Here is a 19,178-nt window from a genome sequence, read left to right on the forward strand (position 1 = left end):
GATAATCTGAATGAAAGCTTCCCGTTTCTTTATCGGTACCCTCAAAGAAGCTCCCGCCGACGCAGAGATCGTCAGCCACAAGCTCATGGTGCGCGCCGGCATGATCCGGCGCGTCGCCGGCGGTATCTATAACTACCTGCCGGTCGGCCTGCGCTCGATCCGCAAGGTGGAAGCCATCGTGCGCGAAGAAATGAACCGGGCAGGCGGTATTGAATTACTGATGCCTGCGGTGCAGCCGGCCGAGTTGTGGCAGGAATCGGGCCGCTGGGAGAAGTACGGTCCTGAGCTGTTGCGCTTCAAGGATCGCAAGCAGTCCGATTTCGTGATCGGACCGACCCACGAAGAAGTGGTGACGGACATCGCGCGCAATCAGATCAAGAGCTATCGCCAGTTGCCGGTGAACTTCTACCAGATCCAGACCAAGTTCCGCGACGAGATCCGTCCGCGTTTCGGTGTGATGCGCGGCCGCGAATTCATCATGAAAGACGCGTACTCGTTCGACAAGGACATGGACGGTCTGCGCGAGTCGTATCGCAAGATGTACGACGCGTACGTGCGCATTTTCACTCGCCTCGGTCTGGACTTCCGCGCGGTGGCGGCGGACAACGGTTCGATTGGCGGCAGCGGCTCGCACGAATTCCACGTGATCGCCGAGACCGGTGAAGACGCGATCGCCTATTGCCCGACCTCCGATTTCGCGGCGAACGTCGAAGCGGCCGAAGCATTGCCGCTGTACGCGGAACGCGCGGCCCCCGCCGAAGAGATGAAGAAAACGCCCACGCCGGGCAAGGCGAAGTGCGAAGCGGTGGCCGAGCTGCTGAACATTCCGCTCGAGCGCACGATCAAGTCGATCATCCTCGCCACTGAAAATGAAGGCGCCGAGCCGACCATCTGGTTGTTGATGCTGCGCGGCGATCACGATCTGAACGAGATCAAGGCGAGCAAGCTGCCGGGGCTGGCCGACTTCCGCATGGCGACTGAAGCTGAAATTATCGAAACCTTCGGTACGCCGCCGGGTTATCTCGGCCCGATCAACACGAAGAAGCCGATCAAGGTCGTCGCGGATCGCACGGTCGCGAACATGAGCGACTTCGTGGTGGGCTCGAACGAGGTGGATTACCACACCACCGGTGTGAACTGGGGCCGCGATCTGCCGGAACCGGTCGTCGCCGATATTCGCAACGTGAAGAAGGGCGATCCGTCGCCGGACGGCAAGGGTGTGATCGACATCTGCCGCGGTATCGAAGTGGGTCACGTGTTCCAACTCGGCACCAAGTATTCCGAGGCGATGAACGCGACCTGCCTCGACGAAACCGGCAAGCCGCGTCCGATGGAAATGGGCTGCTACGGCATCGGCGTCACCCGTATCCTGGGCGCCGCGATCGAACAGAATTTCGACGACAAGGGCATCATCTGGCCGGAATCGATTGCGCCGTTCGAAGTTGTGCTGTGCCCGATGGGTTACGACCGCAGCGAAGCGGTGCGCACGGAGGCCGACAAGCTGTACGCGGCGCTGGTCGAAGCCGGCATCGACGTGATCCTCGACGACCGCGGCGAGCGCCCGGGCGTGATGTTCGCCGACTGGGAGCTGATCGGCGTGCCGCATCGTCTGGTGATCGGCGACCGTGGCCTCAAGGAAGGCAAGCTCGAATACCAGGGCCGCCGCGACGCCGAAGCGACGCTTCTGCCCGTCGAAGACGCCGCGCAAACGGTGATCGGGAAAGTTCGCGCTGCGTTGGCGTGCTAAGCGGAGCGGACGGTGGAGTACACCTTCCTGTCCGCGACCGTCCTGCTGATTCTGATCACCGATCCGCTCGGCAACATTCCGCTCTTCATCAGCTGTCTGCGCGGGGTGGCGCCGAAGCGGCGCACGGTCGTCATTCTGCGCGAGGTGGCGATCGCCTTCGCGATTCTGCTGATCTTCATGGTGGTCGGCGACCGCTTTCTGCGCATGATGAGTCTGACCGACCAGTCGCTGCGCATCGGCGGCGGGATCGTGCTGTTTCTTATCGCGCTCAGAATGGTGTTTCCGCATCCGGACGGTCCGTTCGGCGGCGACACGCGCGGCGGAGAGCCGCTGATCGTGCCGCTCGCCATTCCCGCGCTGGCGGGGCCGTCGGCACTCGCCACGGTGATGCTGCTGACGTCGCAGGCGCCCGGCAAGATGTTTGAGTGGATCGGCGCGCTGACCGTCACGATGGTGGTCTGCGCAATCGTGCTGATGCTGGCGGAGCGCATTCAGGCGTGGCTCGGCGAGCGCGCCATGATGGCCTTCGAGCGGCTGATGGGTCTCGTGCTGGTGGCGATTTCGGTGGAGATGATGCTCGGCGGGATTCGGTCGTTCGTGCATCAACTGTGATACCGGAGCGGGCCAATGTTTGGCGTGGCGGCGTCACACAGCCAACAAAAAAGCGGCGCTCGGTTTAACGGGGCCGCTTTTTTTATACCGATACCGGCTTAACCGCCCGAAAGCGGGCGCCTCAAAGAGACCTCAAGCCCCTTCGGTCAGCGCGCGAATCGTCGGCAGGTTACGCCAGTAACCCTTCGCATCCATGCCGCAGCCGAACACATAACGGTCCGGCACTTCGAAGCCGCAATAATCCGGACGCAGCGGCTTGGCCTTCGGAATGATCTTCTCGCACAGCACCGCGCTCAGGAAGCGCTTCGCGCCCATCGCGAGAATGCGGTCGCGAATCGCGGCCATCGTCTCGCCTTCGTCGAGAATGTCGTCGAGCACCAGCACGACGCGATCCTTCACCGACTCCGCCGGCGCCACGCGCCACTGCATCTCGTTGCCGCCCTTGGTGGTATTGCGGTAGCGGGTGAGGTGGATGTAGTCGAACTCGAGCGGGAAATCGAGGTGTGGCAGCAGCATGCCGGTGAACACCGCCGCGCCGCCCATGACCGACAGCACGAGCGGGAAGTCCTCGCTCATCTCGTTGCGGATGGCGGCCGCCATGCCGCTGATCGACGCGTTGACGTCGTCGGCCGAAACGATTTCTTCGGAGTGGCTAAAAATGTGGAGAGCTTCTTCGCGGTTCATGACGTCTGGCGGGCGGTGACTGTATACATAGTGTGAGTGAGGACGGCGGCGCGCGGTACAGAATAAACCCGCACAAAGCGGGAGTCGGCCCAGCGGAGTCAGGGGCGCGTTCCGTGGTTCATGCGCGGAACGCGTGTCGCCGTCTTGCTAAAGCTTAGCGCATGCCGGGCAACATACCCTTCATGCCGCGCATCATCTTTTGCAGATTGCCGCCCTTGAGCTTTTTCATCATGGTGCGCATCTGGTCGTACTGATTCAGCATGCGGTTGACTTCCTGAACCTGCACGCCCGCGCCCGCGGCGATGCGGCGCTTGCGCGTGGCCTTGATGAGATCGGGCTTGGCGCGCTCCTGCGGCGTCATGGAATTGATGATGCCTTCCATGCGGCGCATCTGCTTCTCGGCCTGGCCCATGTTGGCGCCGGCGGCGGCCTGCTGAAACTGCGCGGGCAGCTTGTCCATCAGCGACGACAGGCCGCCCATGCCCTTCATTTGCGTGAGCTGTGCGCGGAAGTCGTTCAGATCGAAGTCGCCGCCCTTCTTGACCTTGTCGGCGAGCTTTTGCGCGGCCTGCACGTCCACGCCGCGTTGCGCTTCTTCGACGAGGGCGAGAATGTCGCCCATGCCGAGAATCCGGTTCGCCATGCGATCCGGGTAGAAGACTTCGAGACCGTCGAGCTTTTCCGCGACGCCGACGAACTTGATCGGCTTGCCGGTGACATGACGCACGGAGAGCGCGGCGCCGCCGCGCGAGTCGCCGTCGAGCTTGGTCAGGACCACGCCGGTAAGCGGCAGCGCGTCGCTGAACGCCTTGGCGGTGTTGACCGCGTCCTGACCGAGCATCGCGTCGACCACGAACAGCGTCTCCGCCGGCTTCAGCGTGTTATGCAGCGCGGTGATTTCCTGCATCATCGCTTCGTCGATGCCGAGACGGCCGGCCGTGTCGACCAGCAGCACGTCGTGATAGTGGCGCTTGGCCCAATCCACGGCGGCGCGCGCGATGTCGACCGGTTTCTGATCCGGTTCGGACGGGAAGAAATCCGCGCCGACCTGCTCGGTCACCGTCTTCAACTGCGCGATAGCGGCGGGGCGGTACACGTCGCACGAGACGGTCAGTACTTTCTTCTTGTACTTCTCGCGCAGCAGCTTGGCGAGCTTACCCACGGTGGTCGTCTTACCCGCGCCCTGCAGACCCGCCATCAGGATCACGGCCGGCGGCGTGACGGCGAGGTTGAGCTCGACCGCCTTGCCTTCGTAGTCGCCGCCGATGATCGCGGTCAGTTCGCGCTGCACTACGCCCACCAGCGCCTGACCCGGCGAGAGGCTGCTGATAACTTCTTCGCCGAGCGCCTTTTCCTTCACCTTGGCGATGAACTCGCGTACGACGGGCAACGCCACGTCGGCCTCGAGCAGCGCGAGACGCACCTCGCGCAGCATTTCCTGGGTGTTCGCCTCGGTGAGCCGGGCTTCGCCGCGCAGCGTCTTGACGACGCGCGCCATCCGTTGAGTCAGATTGTCGAGCATGGGGAGCGATGAACAGTGCGGCCGGAGCGGGGCGCGATGCAGGAGACGTCGCGGAGCAGGGGCCTAGTGTAAACTTCGAATATGGATATTGTACTGTATGCCCTCACTGCGCTCCTCTACGGCGGTTTAGCCGTGGCCGGCTGGCGCTCGCACCGGCACGCCGCGTTGCGTCCCATGCTCGAAAGCGTGCCGCCGGTGCCCGCCGCGCCGGCGTCCGTGTCGGCCCCGTCGGCTGCTTCGGGCATGAGCAGCTCGGGCCGCGCGCTGCTGTTCGTGGCACTGCTCGCCCACGGGGTGCTGCTGCACACCACCATCTTCCCGCAGAACGCCATGGTGTTCGGTTTTGCGTTCGCGCTGTCGGCCATGTTCTGGCTGGGCGCCGGCATCTACTGGATAGAGAGTTTTTTCTTTCCGCTCGACGGTCTGCGCCTGCTGGTCCTCCCGCTCGCCTGCGTCGCTTCGTTGTTGCCGCTCGCGTTCGGCGGCGTGCGCGTGCTGCCGTATTCCGCCGCGCCGATGTTCAAGCTGCACTTCCTGATCGCCAACATCGCGTACGGCTTGTTCGCGATCGCCGCGCTGCACGCCGTTCTGATGCTGCTGGTCGAGCGGCGGCTGCATGCCATGCGCGGCGGCGTCGCGCAGCGTCACGCGGCTGCGGCGGGCAACGGCTGGCTGTCGAGCTGGCTCGATACGCTGCCGCCGCTCCTCACGCTGGAGAAGCTGCTGTTCCGTCTGATCGGCGCGGGTTTCGTCCTGCTGACGTTGACGCTGGTGTCGGGCATTCTGTTCAGCGAGCAACTGGTCGATCGCGCATTGCGGCTCGATCACAAGACCGTGTTCGCGATTCTTTCCTGGGTGATGTTCGGCGCGCTGCTGACGGCGCGCAAGGTTTCCGGCTGGCGCGGCCGTGCGGCACTGCGCTGGGTGCTGGCGTCGTTCGTCGCGCTGTTGCTAGCGTACGTCGGCAGCCGGTTTGTATTCGAGGTGCTGTTGCACCGTGCTGTAGTGTGAGCGTGTCCCATGCGACAAATTTTTCTGCTGATCCTGTTGTTCATCGTCGGCCAGTGGCTGGTGAAGGCGCTGCGCCGTCATGACGCGCAGGCGTCGCAACGCACCGGCTCCGGCGCGAATGGCGCCGCGGGTGCCAAAGGTCCGAACGGCGGCGCGGGTTCAACCGCGTCCGCGCCGGCGCAGCTCCCCGAGCCGATGATCCGTTGTGTCGAATGCGGCGTGCACGCGCCGAAGAGCGATTCCGTGGTGGTGGCGGGGCAGCCGTTCTGCAGCGCCGCGCACGCGCAGCGTCACGGCGCGCGACCCACGGGCCGCGACGCTCGATGAGCGTCGAGTTCGCCGTCGACCCCGACGGTTGGGTCGCCGCCGCGCGCAAACTGCCATCGCCGAATTTCGAAGCGCGGCCCGCAGGGGCCGTGCCGACACTGATCGTTGTTCACAACATCAGCCTGCCTCCCAACGAATTCGGCGGCACCGCGATCGCCGAACTGTTCCTCAACACGCTCGATTGCGACACCCATCCCTACTACGACTCGCATCTGCGCGGCGTGCGGGTGTCGGCGCATTTCGTGATTCATCGCGACGGCGCGCTCGAACAGTTCGTGTCGTGCAACGAACGCGCGTGGCACGCGGGGCCGTCGAATTTTTTCGGCCGCGAGCGCTGCAATGATTTCTCGATCGGCATCGAATTGGAGGGCAGCGACACCGCGCCTTTCGAAGCGGCTCAATACCGCACGCTCGGCGCGTTGGTGAGCGCGCTCAAGGCTCACTATCCGGTCGAAGCGCTCGCCGGTCACTCGGACATCGCCCCCGGTCGCAAGACCGATCCTGGGCCGCATTTCGAGTGGTCGCGTCTGCAGCGCGACACCGCGCTCGACGCTCAGTATTTCCCCTATCTCAAGTTTTCCAAAACGCGGTAACGACCCTTCGCGCGACTTCGCGTGATGCGAGGAGAGCGAGGCGCTGCCTTGTTCTCCGGGGAGTCGGCTTCGCGCCGCGCTAAGCAAAAGTCAAGACATCGAAAGTAAATATTTCGATTTGACCTGTCTCGAATCTCCACTATACTTGGTGCCACAAATCCAGTTGCGCACAACATCTTGTGGTGTTCTGTGCATAACCATGTGAATAACCGGGTGCACAACTGGGTGAATAAGTCAGCGGCGTCCGCTCTCCGAGCACGGCGCCGCAAGCATTTCAGGCAGCGAAAAAATATTCCTGTGGCGTGGCCGGAGAGACCACCGGCGGCATCCAGAAGCATTCAGGAAAGGGGCTTGGCAAGTGATCGCGACATACACGATGAAGACCGTTATCAATTCGAACCAGGCTTCATCGCGCTCGCATCCCGCCAGCCGGCTCAGCCGGTCCCTTTCCTGCACCTCATCGCTTGCGCACGCGGCGGCGCAGCGTTCGTTTTAATCCGCGGATCTTCCCGCAACATTTCCAGGACCAGGAGCTTTGCACATGCAAACCACCGACAACGTGACGACCCGGTACGAGGGCTCACCGACTGGCCAGGCCTTCGGCCAGGCACAAGGCGCACAAGCGCTCGCGCCGCAAGCGACCTTCGCCGACTACAAGGTGATCCGCCGCAACGGCAGCGTCGTGTCGTTCGAACCGTCGAAAATCGCCATCGCCGTGACGAAGGCATTTCTGGCCGTGAACGGTGGTCAAGGCGCCGCGTCGGCGCGTGTGCGCGAACTGGTCGAGCAGCTCACGCAGAATGTGGTGCGCGCACTCGTGCGCAGCCGTCCGAACGGCGGCACGTTCCATATCGAAGACATTCAGGATCAGGTCGAACTCGCGCTGATGCGCGGCGGCGAGCACAACGTCGCGCGTGCGTACGTGCTGTATCGCGAGAAGCGCACGCAGGCGCGCGGTCATGACGATCAGATCGTGGCGAACACGCCGGGTCTGAACGTGACCGACAACGGCGTCACGCGTCCGCTGGATATGGCTGCGCTGCGCGGCATCATCGAACTGGCTTGCTCGAACCTGGGCGACGCCGTGAGCGCCGATCCGATCATCGCGGAAACGGTCAAGAATCTGTACGACGGCGTGCCGATGAGCCAGGTCTACGACTCGGCGATCCTGGCTGCCCGCACCATGATCGAAAAAGATCCGGCGTATAGCCAGGTCACCGCGCGCATCCTGCTGCACACGATCCGCCGCGAGATCCTCGAAGAGGAAGTCACGCAAACGGAAATGGGCGAGCGTTACGCCGAATACTTCCCGCAGTTCATCAAGCGCGGCGTGCAAGCCGAGCTGCTCGACGACAAGCTGCTGCAGTTCGACCTGAAGCGCCTCGGCGCCGCGCTCGACAACAACCGCGATCTGCAATTCGGCTACCTCGGCCTGCAAACGCTGTACGACCGCTACTTCCTGCATCACGACGGTGTGCGCATCGAAATGCCGCAGGCATTCTTTATGCGTGTCGCGATGGGTTTGTCGCTGAACGAGATCGACCGCGAAGCGCGCGCGATCGAGTTTTACAACGTGCTGTCGAGCTTCGACTTCATGTCGTCCACGCCTACGCTGTTCAACTCGGGCACGCGCCGTTCGCAATTGTCGTCGTGCTACCTGACCACGGTCGACGACGACCTCGACGGCATCTACGAAGCGCTGAAGGAAAACGCGCTGCTGTCGAAGTTCGCCGGCGGTCTGGGCAACGACTGGACCCGCGTGCGTGCTTTGGGCTCGCACATCAAGGGTACCAATGGCAAGTCGCAAGGCGTCGTGCCGTTCCTGAAGGTGGTCAACGACACGGCAGTTGCCGTGAACCAGGGCGGCAAGCGCAAGGGCGCGGTGTGCGCGTACCTGGAAACGTGGCACCTGGACATCGAGGAATTCCTCGAGCTGCGCAAGAACACCGGCGACGACCGTCGTCGCACGCACGACATGAACACGGCGAACTGGATTCCCGACCTGTTCATGAAGCGCGTGATGGAAGGCGGCGACTGGACGCTGTTCTCGCCGTCCACCTGCCCGGATCTGCACGACAAGTTCGGCGCGGAATTCGAAACGGCTTACACGGCTTACGAAGACAAGGTCGCGCGCGGCGAGATCAAGCTGTTCAAGAAGATCCCGGCGGCGCAACTGTGGCGCAAGATGCTGGGCATGCTGTTCGAAACCGGCCACCCGTGGATCACGTTCAAGGATCCGTGCAATGTGCGCTCGCCGCAACAACACGTCGGCGTCGTCCACTCGTCGAACCTGTGCACGGAAATCACGCTGAACACCAGCGACGCCGAAATCGCCGTCTGCAACCTGGGCTCCGTGAACCTCGTCGCTCACCTGAAGGAACAGGCCGACGGCACGCTCGTGCTCGACCACGACAAGCTGAAGCGCACCGTCAGCGTGGCGATGCGCATGCTCGACAACGTGATCGACATCAACTATTACGCGGTCGCCAAGGCGCGTAACTCGAACCTGAAGCACCGTCCGGTCGGCATGGGCATCATGGGCTTCCAGGACTGCCTGCATCTGCTGCGCACGCCGTACGCGTCGGAAGAAGCGGTCAAGTTCGCCGACACGTCGATGGAAGCGGTCTGCTACTACGCTTACTACGCGTCGACGGAACTGGCGCAGGAACGCGGCCGCTACTCCAGCTACCGCGGCTCGCTGTGGGATCGCGGCATCCTGCCGCAAGACTCGGTGAAGCTGCTGGAGCAAGCGCGCGGCGGTTACGTCGAAGTCGATTCGAGCGAGTCGATGGACTGGACCGAACTGCGTTCGCGCATCGCCACCTACGGCATGCGCAACTCGAACTGCGTCGCGATCGCGCCGACGGCGACGATCTCGAACATCATCGGCGTGTCGGCTTGCATCGAACCGACCTTCCAGAACCTGTATGTGAAGTCGAATCTGTCGGGCGAATTCACGGTGGTCAACGACTACCTGGTGCGCGACCTGAAGGCGCGCGGCCTGTGGGACGAAGTGATGGTCGCCGACCTGAAGTACTTCGACGGCACGCTCTCGCGCATCGACCGCATCCCGGCCGACCTGCGCGCGATCTACGCCACCGCGTTCGAAGTCGATCCGAAGTGGCTGGTCGAAGCGGCGTCGCGTCGGCAGAAGTGGATCGACCAGGCGCAGTCGCTGAACATTTACATGGGCGGCGCGTCGGGCAAGAAGCTCGACGAGATCTACAAGCTCGCCTGGGTGCGTGGCCTGAAGACGACCTACTACCTCCGCACGATGGCGGCGACTCACGTCGAGAAATCGACGGTGGCGCACGGCGCGCTGAACGCCGTGAGCTCGGGTGGCGGCGAAGGTTCGGGCGGCGCTGCGGGTGGCGCGGCCGGTGGTTTCGGTGCGAACAATGGCGCGGCTGGTGGTGCCGCGGGTGGCTTTCAGGCTGCAGCGGCCACGGCAGCAGTCGCGGTTGAAGCAGCGCCGGAAGCGGATGGTCCGGTGTGCATGATGCGTCCGGGCGATCCTGGCTTCGACGAGTGCGAAGCTTGCCAATAAGAAGCACGCAGGTAGCAGGATCGCTGCTTGCTGACGGGTTGTAGGTAATGACCCGCATGCAGCGAGCAGCGAAGCTGAAGCAAGTGAAGTAGAAGTGAAGCCGATGAGCGGCGCGGCGAGTGAATCCGAGGCGCGCTGTTCATCGCAACGCAGCGAGGCGACGCAGTGAAGCGACGCAGTGAAGCAAGGCAGGTCACTGAAGTCTTGAAGCGGTCACTCGGCAATCAGCTGTCGGCAGCACCAGACGAAGCGCGCGGCACAGTGCGCGCAGCAAACGCTTCGATCGATGGGTCGATCAACGCAGCCGGCCCGATGCATCGCTCGACATGGCATTGAACTTCACCTCGCCGGCACTGACGAATAGGCAAACGCGAGGCAAATGCGAGGCAAACGCGAAGCACTCGCAGGGCAAGCGCGAAGCAAGCGCGGACCATCGCGACGAGCAACGCGAGTCAGCAGTCAGCAGTCGCAAGACGCTACAGGCACGCTCCGCAATACAGATAGATAGAGCAGCGAAACGTCGCATCGACACGTTGCTCTTCGAGCTCGCGAAGCACCTCGACGACACACGTTCAACACGCTCCACATGAGGTGATGCACACACTCCGTTGAACAAAGTGTTGTATGAACGTAGCAACGCGAATCGAAAACAGGATTTTTCATCAGCGAACTCTTTTATCGCTCGTGAAAAGATGGTACAAACCGTTCTAAATTGATGGTGACATTTATGCTCAACTGGGATGACGAGATCACTGCCGTAACTCCCTCGAGCGCTACGCAACAGAATGTGTTGCGCAACGCTGCGGGATCGGCTGTCGGTTCGCAAGTCGGAACGCGTTCCGCTCCTCATGCTCCCTCGGCTCAAGACGTTTTCGCGAACGACATCGCTGTCGCTCCCGTCGCTCACGCTGTTACCGGAACGGCTGCCGTTTCGGAAGCGCGGGTCAACGTCGCCGACAAGCGCATCATCAACGGCCAGACCGACGTCAATCAGTTGGTGCCGTTCAAATACAAGTGGGCTTGGGAAAAGTATCTGGCTGGTTGTGCCAACCACTGGATGCCGCAAGAAGTGAACATGTCGCGCGACATCGCCCTCTGGAAAGACCCGAACGGTCTGACCGAAGACGAGCGCCGCATCGTCAAGCGCAACCTGGGCTTCTTCGTCACGGCCGATTCCCTCGCCGCCAACAATATCGTGCTGGGCACCTACCGCCACATCACGGCGCCCGAATGCCGCCAGTTCCTGCTGCGCCAGGCGTTCGAAGAGGCGATCCACACGCACGCCTACCAGTACATCGTCGAATCGCTGGGTCTCGACGAAGGCGAAATCTTCAACGCGTATCACGAGGTTTCCTCGATCCGCGCGAAAGACGAATTCCTGATTCCGTACATCCACGTGCTGACCGATCCGGCCTTCAAGACCGGCACGCTCGAGGCAGACCAGACGCTGCTGCGCTCGCTGATCGTGTTCGCCTGTGTGATGGAAGGCCTGTTCTTCTACGTCGGCTTTACGCAAATCCTGGCGCTGGGTCGCCAGAACAAGATGACCGGCGCCGCGGAACAGTACCAGTACATCCTGCGCGACGAGTCGATGCACTGCAACTTCGGCATCGACCTGATCAACCAGATCAAACTCGAAAACCCGCAACTCTGGACGGCTGAGTTCCGCGCGGAAATCCGCGAGATCTTCCAGCAAGCGGTCGAACTTGAATATCGTTACGCAGAAGACACGATGCCGCGCGGGGTGCTCGGCCTCAATGCGTCGATGTTCAAGAGCTATTTGCGCTTCATCTGCAACCGTCGTTGCCAGCAGATCGGTCTCGATCCGCTGTACCCGAACGAGGAAAACCCGTTCCCGTGGATGAGCGAGATGATCGACCTGAAGAAGGAACGCAACTTCTTCGAGACGCGAGTGATCGAATATCAGACTGGCGGCGCGCTGACCTGGGAGTGATCCGGGTTCGTGCTGCAAATGCATTCATCGATGGGGATGCCGTCGGCTTGGGCCGCGGCAATTTTGGCTAGGAGCAGAATCGCCTGATGCAAAGCATGCCCGGTGCGCCGCGTGCCTTCGCGGCCCACAACTATGACAGGCACTTTGCGAACCCTTCAGTGGGATGGGCAAACTTCCCCCCGGAAAAAGCCGCTGGCGTCGTTGCCGGCGGCTCGATCAAGCAATTGCCGGCGTTGAGCCTCAACGCCGAACAGATCTGGCGCGCGGTGCCTTTTGGCACGGCGCGCCTTACCGCATTCATTAGCGTAAGCGCGCAGCACCTGCGTACGCCGATGAATAGCCCGCTTCGTAGCGCGCGCCCTGAGAAGCGTCCGCGGGAAGCGGGTTTTGACGAAGGGTGTAGTTTGAACTGACTCTCATCTGAAAACCTGAAGGAGAAAATGATGGCAACTGCAAAAAAAGCCGCCGCAAAGAAACCCGCAGCCAAGAAGGTCGCAGCAAAGAAGGCTGCTCCGGCTAAGAAAGCTGCTCCGGCAAAGAAAGTCGCTGCCAAGAAAGTGGCAGTGAAGAAGGTCGCGGCGAAGAAGGCAGCACCGGCCAAGAAGGTTGCAGCGAAGAAAGCTGCTCCGGCCAAGAAGGCTGCAGCCAAGAAAGTCGCAGTGAAGAAGGTTGCTGCGAAGAAGGCTGCACCGGCTAAGAAAGCCGCAGTGAAGAAGGTTGCAGCAAAGAAGGCGGCACCGGCCAAGAAGGCTGCAGCGAAGAAGGCTGCACCGGCCAAGAAGGCTGCTGCCAAGAAGGCTGCGCCTGCGAAAAAGGCTGCTGCTAAAAAGGCTGCGCCCGCGAAAAAGGCTGCCGCTAAAAAGGCTGCGCCTGCCAAGAAGGCTGCCGCGAAGAAAGCCGCTGCTCCTGCCAAGAAGGCTGCCCCTGCGAAGAAGGCTGTCGCCAAGAAGGCGGCTCCCGCACCCGCAGCGACTTCTGTTTCGAGCGCACCGGCGGCGACGGTGAAGACCGCGCTGAACCCGGCAGCGGCATGGCCGTTCCCGACGGGCAGCCGTCCGTAATCCGGACGCTGAGCGGTAGAAGTACTTCGACACGTCGCATGATGTGTCCGATGATCGAGTAGCGCTTGAGTAGCGTGGTGAGCGCTACTCGGTCAGTCCCGTTGCCGGTTTCCGGCGACGGGATTTTTTTCGCCCGGCGAAATCGCCCGGCGAAATCACCAGGCGAAGTCACCCGGCGAAAAACGTGCAGGCGAAAAAAACGCATGCACAGGGGAGGGCATGCGTGTGAGGTCGTCGCGGCGGCAGACAGCCTCGCCGCGCGAGAGGGGAAACTTAGTGCGTGACGCGCGTGACGCCGCCGCTGGAAAGCAACCGTACGCGTTCGCCGGCGCGGAAGATTTCGCCGGTGGCGCTTTGCGTGATGGCGCGCATGTCGCCATTGTCGAGTCGGACGGTGACCTCGAGACCGTCGTGCACCGCGACGCCGTTCTCGACCGCATTGCCGGCCACTGCGCCTGCCAGACCGCCAATAATGCCCGTGACGATCGCGCCGGTGCCACCACCGATCCTGCTGCCGGCCACCGCGCCCAGAGCGCCGCCACCGATCGCGCCGAGACCGCTCGGCTGACCATTGTTCGAACTGATCTTCACGGCGCGCACGCTATCCACCGTGCCCATGCGGACCGTTTCTTCGCGCTGCGCCTGCGACGCCGTGTACACGTCCGCGGAACTGCTGTTGTACGCACACCCCGACATGGCCAGCGAACCGGCAATCAAGGCGGCCACGATCAGGCGACTCGTTATTCTCATTCCCTAAACTCCAATAGCTCTCGGTATTACGGCAGGTCGTATCCGAACGCCTGCTTGAACCGCTCGTTGATCTCGGCCCGGCTGGGCGCGTAATTTTGCGGGCCCTGATGTTCGATCTTCAGCGCACCCATCAGGCTCGCCAGCCGCCCCGTGGTGGCCCAGCCGAGCTTGTTCTCGATGCCGTACAGCAAGCCGCCGCGAAACGCGTCGCCGCAACCTGTCGGATCGAGCACTTGCCGTGCCTTCACCGCCGGAATCTCTTCGATACCGCCCGCGTGATGGATCTGCGCGCCATGCTCGCCGAGCGTGACGATCAGCGCCTCGACCTTGCCGGCGATCTCTTCGATCGACCAGCCCGTTTTGTTGCTCACCAGTTTGGCTTCGTAGTCATTGACCGCTACATAAGTGGCGAGTTCAATCATGCGCCGCAGCGACTCGCTGTCGAAGAGCGGCAAGCCCTGGCCTACATCGAAAATGTACGGGACGCCCGCGGCCGCGAGATGCTCCGCGTGCTGGATCATGCCGTCGTAACCGTCCGGCCCGACGATGCCGAGCGTGATGCCCTTGGCCTGATCAGCGCGATTCAGATGCGACTGCATCATCGCGCCCGGGTGGAACGCGGTGATCTGATTGTTTTCCAGGTCCGTGGTGATCATCGCCTGCGCCGTGTACGTGTCCGGCACCACCAGCACGCTCTCCGTCGACAGCCCGAGTTGCTCGAACCGGTCCATATAGAGCTGCGCGTCGACCGAGCCGAGCGTGCCCATGATGCGCGCGTCGCCGCCCAGCAGATGCAGCGAGTAGGCAATGTTGCCCGCGCAGCCGCCGAACTCGCGGCGCATGGTCGGCACCAGAAAGCTCACGTTCAGGATGTGGACCTGCTCCGGCAGGATGTGCTCCCGGAACCGGCCTTCGAAGGTCATGATGTTGTCGTAGGCGAGCGAGCCGCAAATCAGCGTAGCCAAGGCGAGCGTTCCTGTAAAAACGATAAAGAGAATGGGCGCGACGATGTGACAGCGCCGCGCATGAAGCGCGGCGCCGGGTTCGTGCGCGAAGGCGTTACTTCAGCGCGGCGAGGGCTGCGTCGTAGTTCGGTTCGTTCTTGATTTCGCCGACCAGTTCGGCGTGAACGACCTTGTCGTTCTCGTCGATCACCACCACGGCGCGTGCCGTCAGGCCGGCCAGCGGGCCGCTCGTTACGTCGACGCCGTAGGCTTGCGCGAACTCATGGCCGCGGAACGTGGACGCCGTGACGACGTTCTCGATGCCTTCGGTCGTGCAGAAGCGCGACGCCGCGAACGGCAGATCGCCCGACACGACGATCACGACCGTGTTGGTCAGCTTGGCGGCGGCTTCGTTGAACTTGCGGGTCGAGGTGGCGCAGGTCGGTGTGTCGAGGCTCGGCACAATGTTCAGCACTTTGCGCTTGCCGGCGAAGTCGGCGAGCGACACCGGCTTCAGATCCTTGCCGACCAGCGAGAAAGCGGGAGCGGCCTGGCCCACCGACGGGAACGTGCCGGCTACTTCGATCGGGTTGCCACCCAGCGTAACTTGACTCATGTTGTCGTGCTCCGAAAATTCGTCAGGATTGACGGTGAACGCGCCCGGTCAGTGCCGGGCGCGCGGGAAAGCGTTACGGATAAAAAATCTGTACGCGGAAATTGGAAGCGACCGCATTGCCCGTGTCGAGATGCACGATCATGGTCTGGGTCGTATGCGCGGGCAGGCCGGCCGCGATCTGCGCGCCGGGCGGAACGTAGTCTTGCGGCCACAGCACGCGGCGCACCGCGACGTTGTTCTGGTCGTCGAGCAACGTGAGTTCGATGGCCGGATAGGCGAGCGCGATATTGAAACGGTTACGCAGCGGCATCTTCAGTTCGAGCTTGTGCGGACCGTCGATCTGCCGCAGATCGGACGGCTCGACCTGCAAGCCGTCGATGTCGTGCGGCGGCGTAACCTGGCAGCCGAGCGTCAAGCAGGCCTTCGCATAGAGCGTCTGCGAGCGCGGGAAATAAACCATCACCGTTTCGCGTTGCCACCAGGCGAGTTGCGCGAGCAGCGCGACGATCAACAGCGCCGCCACCACGGAGCCGGCGATGATCCAGCCCATGCGCCGCGGTTCGGCCGGGCGGGTTTCGCGCACCACGGGGAAGGGATCGGGGCCGTCGTCGATCGGCTGCACGGAGAAGGGTTCGCCGCTGGCGGAGACGGGACCGGTAGCGGCGGCGGGGCCGGCAGCGGCAAAGGCCGCCGCGCCTGCGCCTGTGGCCATCGGCGCATCCGGTCTGGTTGTGCCTGCGCCGGCCGGACCGAAGCCGGCCGGACCCGCGCCGGCCGCGCCTAAGCCGGCCGCACCTAAGCCGGCCGCACCGAAACGCGGCTCATTGTCAGGAATGCCATACAAGGTAGCCGGCTCGTCCAGAACCGGCTCTTCGAGCGGTTCGCTCGGCGCCGTATCGGGCGCGCGCTCGGTCTTGTGCCAGACACGCGGCGCTTCGGTATCTTCCTCGGGCGGGTCCAGGTGATACGCGAACGGGTCGAGCGGCGCGTCCGCCAGCACCGGTTCATCGTCGGGCGGAAGTGGCGCGTTGGATGCGCCGGGTTGCAGTTCGGGCTCCGTAGCGTGGCGCGGCGTGACGGCGACGCCCGCGCCGGTCGAGACCGGCGAGAGCGGCACATTGCCGGCGTTATGGCGCAGACGCTTGTCGATGGCGGCGTCGGGTGCCGGCGCCCACGGGTCCCATGCTTCGGCGCTGAAGTCGGGGCTTTTCGGCCGCACGCCCGAAAGCGCTTCTATCGCCGCAGCCGCGGCGACCGGTTTGGCGGTCGAAAAATCACCGCCTTCGCTAATGTCGAACAGACTGCTCGATGCGTCGAATACTTCGTGGCAATGTCCGCAGCGCACAAGGCCGCGGCGCAGCGCAAGCTGTTCCGTTTGCAGACGAAAAACGGTTTCGCAGAAGGGGCAACGCGTCGCCAGGAGCATATTGAGCCGATGAGCCGGAAGGCCGTTGGTTGGACAATACGCCTTATTCTAATGGCTTTCGCGACGCGTTCCCGACAGGCATACCCAACCTTCTTGTTCGCGCCATACGCTGATGTCGATCCACCGTGAGTAGACCTGTGCGACCTCGTCCGCTTGCCGCGCCAGAATGCCGGACAGCGCGATCTTGCCACCCGGCTTGACCTTCGACGTAAGCATCGACGCCATCAGTTTGAGTGGGTTGGACAGGATATTGGCGACCACGATATCGAACTCGCCGGTCGGGCATTCGTCGGGCAGGCCGTAGATGACTTCCGCGCGGTTGCGCTCGCTATTGTGACGCGCCGACTCGACCGCTTGCGGATCGATGTCGATGCCGTACACCGGATTCGCGCCGCACTTTTTCGCGAGGATCGCGAGAATGCCGGAGCCGCAACCGTAATCGAGCACGGACTGCTCGGGCTGCACCGACTGCTCCAGCCATTCCATGCAAAGCCGCGTGGTGGGATGGCTGCCGGTGCCGAAGGCGAGCCCAGGATCCAGCTCCAGCACCAGTGCATGGGGGTCCGGCGCATCGTGCCAAGACGGCACGACCCAGATGCGTTCGCCGATCTTGATCGGATCGAACTGCGACTGCGTGAGGCGCACCCAATCCTGATCTTCGACTTCACGCACGGTGAACGAAGGCGCCGCCGGGAGGCCGATTTCATTGGCGGCGGCAGTGAGCAACACCGCAGGGTCGTGTTCCGGCGCGACCAGCGCGATCACGCGTGATCGCTGCCACGCCGTGCGATCCGGCGTGAGACCGGGTTCGCCGAACAGCGGCTGCTCGTCGGGCGTGTCGGCGTCCGCATCTTCAACCGATACGGACAACGCGCCCAACTCGAGCAGCGCGTCGGAGAATTCCTCCGCCTGCTCGCGTGCCAACTCGGCGATCAGTTCCCGGTAGCTCATGGGTTACGCTTCTTCCGGCGCGGCCTGCAGCTTCGCGGCCAACCGGTTTTCGAGGTAATGAATGCTGGTGCCGCCTTCGACGAATTTCGCGTCCAGCATCAGCTCGCGGTGCAGCGGGATGTTGGTCTGAATGCCTTCCACCACCATCTCCGACAACGCGATGCGCATGCGCTTGATCGCCTGTTCGCGCGTGGCGCCGTAAGCGATCAGCTTGCCGATCATCGAATCATAGTTCGGCGGCACGAAATAGCCATTGTAGGCATGCGAGTCGACGCGGATGCCGGGGCCGCCCGGCATGTGCCACGACGTCAAACGTCCCGGCGACGGAATGAACTTGAACGGATCTTCCGCGTTGATCCGGCATTCGATCGCGTGACCCTTGAACACGATGTCGCGCTGACGGAAGGCGAGCTTCTCGCCGGCCGCGATGCGGATCTGTTCCTGCACGATATCGACGCCCGTGATCAGCTCCGTGACCGGATGCTCGACCTGCACGCGCGTGTTCATTTCGATGAAGTAGAACTCGCCGTTTTCGTACAGGAACTCGAACGTACCCGCGCCCAGATAGCCCATCTTCTTGCAGGCGTCCGCGCAACGATCGCCGATGCGGTCGATCAGGCGGCGCGCGATACCCGGCGCCGGCGCCTCTTCGATCACTTTCTGGTGACGGCGCTGCATCGAGCAATCACGTTCGCCCAGCCAGACTGCGTTCTTGAACGAGTCAGCCAGCACCTGAATTTCGATGTGCCGCGGGTTCTCCAGGAATTTCTCCATGTAGACCTGCGGATTACCGAATGCACGGCCGGCTTCTTCGCGCGTCATGTTGACCGCGTTGACCAGCGCCGCTTCCGTGTGGACCACGCGCATGCCGCGGCCACCGCCGCCGCCGGCGGCCTTGATGATGACCGGATAGCCGACCTGGCGGGCAATCTTCACGATCTCTTTCGGATCGTCCGGCAACGCGCCTTCCGAACCCGGCACGCACGGCACGCCGGTCTTGATCATGGTCTGCTTGGCCGTGACCTTGTCGCCCATCATCCGGATGGTTTCCGGGCGCGGGCCGATGAAGGTGAAGCCAGACTGTTCGACACGTTCGGCGAAGTCGGCGTTTTCCGAAAGGAAGCCGTAGCCGGGGTGAATCGCTTCGGCGTCGGTGACTTCCGCCGCGCTGATCAGCGCGGGCATGTTCAGATAGCTCAGGTTCGAAGGCGCCGGGCCGATACAGACGGCCTCGTCGGCGAGCTTCACGTACTTGGCTTCCTTGTCGGCTTCTGAATAGACGACGACCGTCTTGACGCCGAGTTCGCGGCAGGCGCGCTGGATACGAAGCGCGATCTCGCCACGATTGGCAATGAGGATTTTTTCAAACATAGCGGTTTTTCGACTCATCAATGGGCGCCGGGTTGATCACAACGCCGGCTGCCTCAGAGGAT

17 protein-coding genes are annotated in these 19,178 nt (G+C 62.9%); 9 read left to right on the forward strand and 8 right to left on the reverse strand.

The window, feature by feature from the left end:
- The first annotated feature begins 10 nt into the window (after positions 1-10).
- Together B0G82_RS08540 and B0G82_RS08545 are read left to right on the forward strand one after the other, a co-directional pair.
- Positions 11-1,747 carry a proline--tRNA ligase gene (locus tag B0G82_RS08540; protein WP_121307141.1) on the forward strand — a complete coding sequence of 579 codons (1,737 nt, stop codon included), beginning with the start codon at positions 11-13 and terminating at the stop codon, positions 1,745-1,747.
- Between the two features lie 12 nt (positions 1,748-1,759).
- Positions 1,760-2,359, forward strand: coding sequence for a MarC family protein (locus B0G82_RS08545; RefSeq protein ID WP_106285185.1), 600 nt, complete (start codon positions 1,760-1,762; stop codon positions 2,357-2,359).
- Positions 2,360-2,491: 132 nt separating this feature from the next.
- On the opposite strand, the gene B0G82_RS08550 is transcribed toward B0G82_RS08545, so the two are convergent.
- Both B0G82_RS08550 and ffh read right to left on the reverse strand, forming a co-directional pair.
- Positions 2,492-3,043, reverse strand: a complete 552-nt coding sequence (locus tag B0G82_RS08550) for a hypoxanthine-guanine phosphoribosyltransferase (RefSeq protein WP_012434394.1) — start codon at positions 3,041-3,043, stop codon at positions 2,492-2,494.
- 154 nt (positions 3,044-3,197) lie between these two features.
- Entirely contained in the window at positions 3,198-4,565 is a 1,368-nt protein-coding gene (ffh, locus tag B0G82_RS08555; RefSeq protein WP_012434393.1) for a signal recognition particle protein, read from the reverse strand.
- Positions 4,566-4,646: 81 nt separating this feature from the next.
- Between ffh and ccsA the strand changes: the two genes are divergently transcribed.
- The 7 genes from ccsA to B0G82_RS08595 all read left to right on the forward strand — a co-directional run bounded on the left by ccsA (position 4,647) and on the right by B0G82_RS08595 (position 13,058).
- Entirely contained in the window at positions 4,647-5,576 is a 930-nt protein-coding gene (gene ccsA, locus B0G82_RS08560; RefSeq protein ID WP_121307142.1) for a cytochrome c biogenesis protein CcsA, read from the forward strand.
- A gap of 9 nt (positions 5,577-5,585) precedes the next feature.
- A complete protein-coding gene (locus B0G82_RS08565; RefSeq protein ID WP_116118323.1) occupies positions 5,586-5,903 on the forward strand; it encodes a PP0621 family protein in 318 nt (105 codons plus the stop codon).
- On the forward strand, positions 5,900-6,496 hold the full coding sequence (gene ampD / locus B0G82_RS08570; RefSeq protein ID WP_121307143.1) for a 1,6-anhydro-N-acetylmuramyl-L-alanine amidase AmpD: 597 nt from the start codon (positions 5,900-5,902) through the stop codon (positions 6,494-6,496). The genes B0G82_RS08565 and ampD overlap by 4 nt, the downstream gene beginning before the upstream one ends.
- A gap of 541 nt (positions 6,497-7,037) precedes the next feature.
- Positions 7,038-10,043, forward strand: coding sequence for a ribonucleoside-diphosphate reductase subunit alpha (locus B0G82_RS08575; RefSeq protein ID WP_106285190.1), 3,006 nt, complete (start codon positions 7,038-7,040; stop codon positions 10,041-10,043).
- Positions 10,044-10,770: 727 nt separating this feature from the next.
- Positions 10,771-11,997 (forward strand): ribonucleotide-diphosphate reductase subunit beta, encoded by a 1,227-nt coding sequence (locus B0G82_RS08585; RefSeq protein WP_106285193.1) that lies wholly within the window; start codon positions 10,771-10,773, stop codon positions 11,995-11,997.
- Between the two features lie 86 nt (positions 11,998-12,083).
- Positions 12,084-12,410: a hypothetical protein gene (locus tag B0G82_RS08590; RefSeq protein ID WP_116139060.1), complete on the forward strand. Its 327-nt coding sequence runs from the start codon at positions 12,084-12,086 to the stop codon at positions 12,408-12,410.
- Positions 12,411-12,440: 30 nt separating this feature from the next.
- Positions 12,441-13,058, forward strand: coding sequence for a histone H1-like DNA-binding protein (locus B0G82_RS08595; protein ID WP_012434386.1), 618 nt, complete (start codon positions 12,441-12,443; stop codon positions 13,056-13,058).
- Between the two features lie 273 nt (positions 13,059-13,331).
- Here B0G82_RS08595 and B0G82_RS08600 read toward each other — a convergent pair whose 3' ends face one another.
- From B0G82_RS08600 to accC, 6 genes are all read right to left on the reverse strand, one after another.
- A complete protein-coding gene (locus B0G82_RS08600; protein ID WP_106285195.1) occupies positions 13,332-13,808 on the reverse strand; it encodes a glycine zipper 2TM domain-containing protein in 477 nt (158 codons plus the stop codon).
- Positions 13,809-13,834: 26 nt separating this feature from the next.
- Positions 13,835-14,773, reverse strand: coding sequence for a carbohydrate kinase family protein (locus tag B0G82_RS08605; RefSeq protein WP_121307145.1), 939 nt, complete (start codon positions 14,771-14,773; stop codon positions 13,835-13,837).
- A gap of 94 nt (positions 14,774-14,867) precedes the next feature.
- Complete coding sequence (gene tpx, locus B0G82_RS08610) at positions 14,868-15,368, reverse strand: thiol peroxidase (protein ID WP_106285197.1); 501 nt, start codon at positions 15,366-15,368, stop codon at positions 14,868-14,870.
- A gap of 73 nt (positions 15,369-15,441) precedes the next feature.
- Positions 15,442-16,794, reverse strand: a complete 1,353-nt coding sequence (locus B0G82_RS08615) for a zinc-ribbon and DUF3426 domain-containing protein (RefSeq protein WP_121307146.1) — start codon at positions 16,792-16,794, stop codon at positions 15,442-15,444.
- A gap of 48 nt (positions 16,795-16,842) precedes the next feature.
- Positions 16,843-17,745: a 50S ribosomal protein L11 methyltransferase gene (prmA, locus tag B0G82_RS08620; RefSeq protein WP_121307147.1), complete on the reverse strand. Its 903-nt coding sequence runs from the start codon at positions 17,743-17,745 to the stop codon at positions 16,843-16,845.
- A 3-nt stretch (positions 17,746-17,748) separates the two neighbouring features.
- Complete coding sequence (gene accC, locus B0G82_RS08625) at positions 17,749-19,116, reverse strand: acetyl-CoA carboxylase biotin carboxylase subunit (RefSeq protein ID WP_106285200.1); 1,368 nt, start codon at positions 19,114-19,116, stop codon at positions 17,749-17,751.
- Between the last annotated feature and the right edge of the window lie 62 nt (positions 19,117-19,178).

The organism is Paraburkholderia sp. BL17N1 (genome assembly GCF_003634175.1).
Taxonomy (GTDB): domain Bacteria; phylum Pseudomonadota; class Gammaproteobacteria; order Burkholderiales; family Burkholderiaceae; genus Paraburkholderia.

What these genes read in the sequence shown, in the direction of transcription:
- B0G82_RS08540 (WP_121307141.1), top strand. Translation starts at nt 11, where the DNA reads ATGAAAGCTTCCCGTTTCTTTATCGGTACCCTCAAAGAAGCTCCCGCC.
- B0G82_RS08550 (WP_012434394.1), bottom strand. Translation starts at nt 3,043, where the DNA reads ATGAACCGCGAAGAAGCTCTCCACATTTTTAGCCACTCCGAAGAAATC.
- ffh (WP_012434393.1), bottom strand. Translation starts at nt 4,565, where the DNA reads ATGCTCGACAATCTGACTCAACGGATGGCGCGCGTCGTCAAGACGCTG.
- ccsA (WP_121307142.1), top strand. Translation starts at nt 4,647, where the DNA reads ATGGATATTGTACTGTATGCCCTCACTGCGCTCCTCTACGGCGGTTTA.
- B0G82_RS08565 (WP_116118323.1), top strand. Translation starts at nt 5,586, where the DNA reads ATGCGACAAATTTTTCTGCTGATCCTGTTGTTCATCGTCGGCCAGTGG.
- ampD (WP_121307143.1), top strand. Translation starts at nt 5,900, where the DNA reads ATGAGCGTCGAGTTCGCCGTCGACCCCGACGGTTGGGTCGCCGCCGCG.
- B0G82_RS08575 (WP_106285190.1), top strand. Translation starts at nt 7,038, where the DNA reads ATGCAAACCACCGACAACGTGACGACCCGGTACGAGGGCTCACCGACT.
- B0G82_RS08585 (WP_106285193.1), top strand. Translation starts at nt 10,771, where the DNA reads ATGCTCAACTGGGATGACGAGATCACTGCCGTAACTCCCTCGAGCGCT.
- B0G82_RS08590 (WP_116139060.1), top strand. Translation starts at nt 12,084, where the DNA reads ATGCAAAGCATGCCCGGTGCGCCGCGTGCCTTCGCGGCCCACAACTAT.
- B0G82_RS08595 (WP_012434386.1), top strand. Translation starts at nt 12,441, where the DNA reads ATGGCAACTGCAAAAAAAGCCGCCGCAAAGAAACCCGCAGCCAAGAAG.
- B0G82_RS08600 (WP_106285195.1), bottom strand. Translation starts at nt 13,808, where the DNA reads ATGAGAATAACGAGTCGCCTGATCGTGGCCGCCTTGATTGCCGGTTCG.
- tpx (WP_106285197.1), bottom strand. Translation starts at nt 15,368, where the DNA reads ATGAGTCAAGTTACGCTGGGTGGCAACCCGATCGAAGTAGCCGGCACG.
- B0G82_RS08615 (WP_121307146.1), bottom strand. Translation starts at nt 16,794, where the DNA reads ATGCTCCTGGCGACGCGTTGCCCCTTCTGCGAAACCGTTTTTCGTCTG.
- prmA (WP_121307147.1), bottom strand. Translation starts at nt 17,745, where the DNA reads ATGAGCTACCGGGAACTGATCGCCGAGTTGGCACGCGAGCAGGCGGAG.
- accC (WP_106285200.1), bottom strand. Translation starts at nt 19,116, where the DNA reads ATGTTTGAAAAAATCCTCATTGCCAATCGTGGCGAGATCGCGCTTCGT.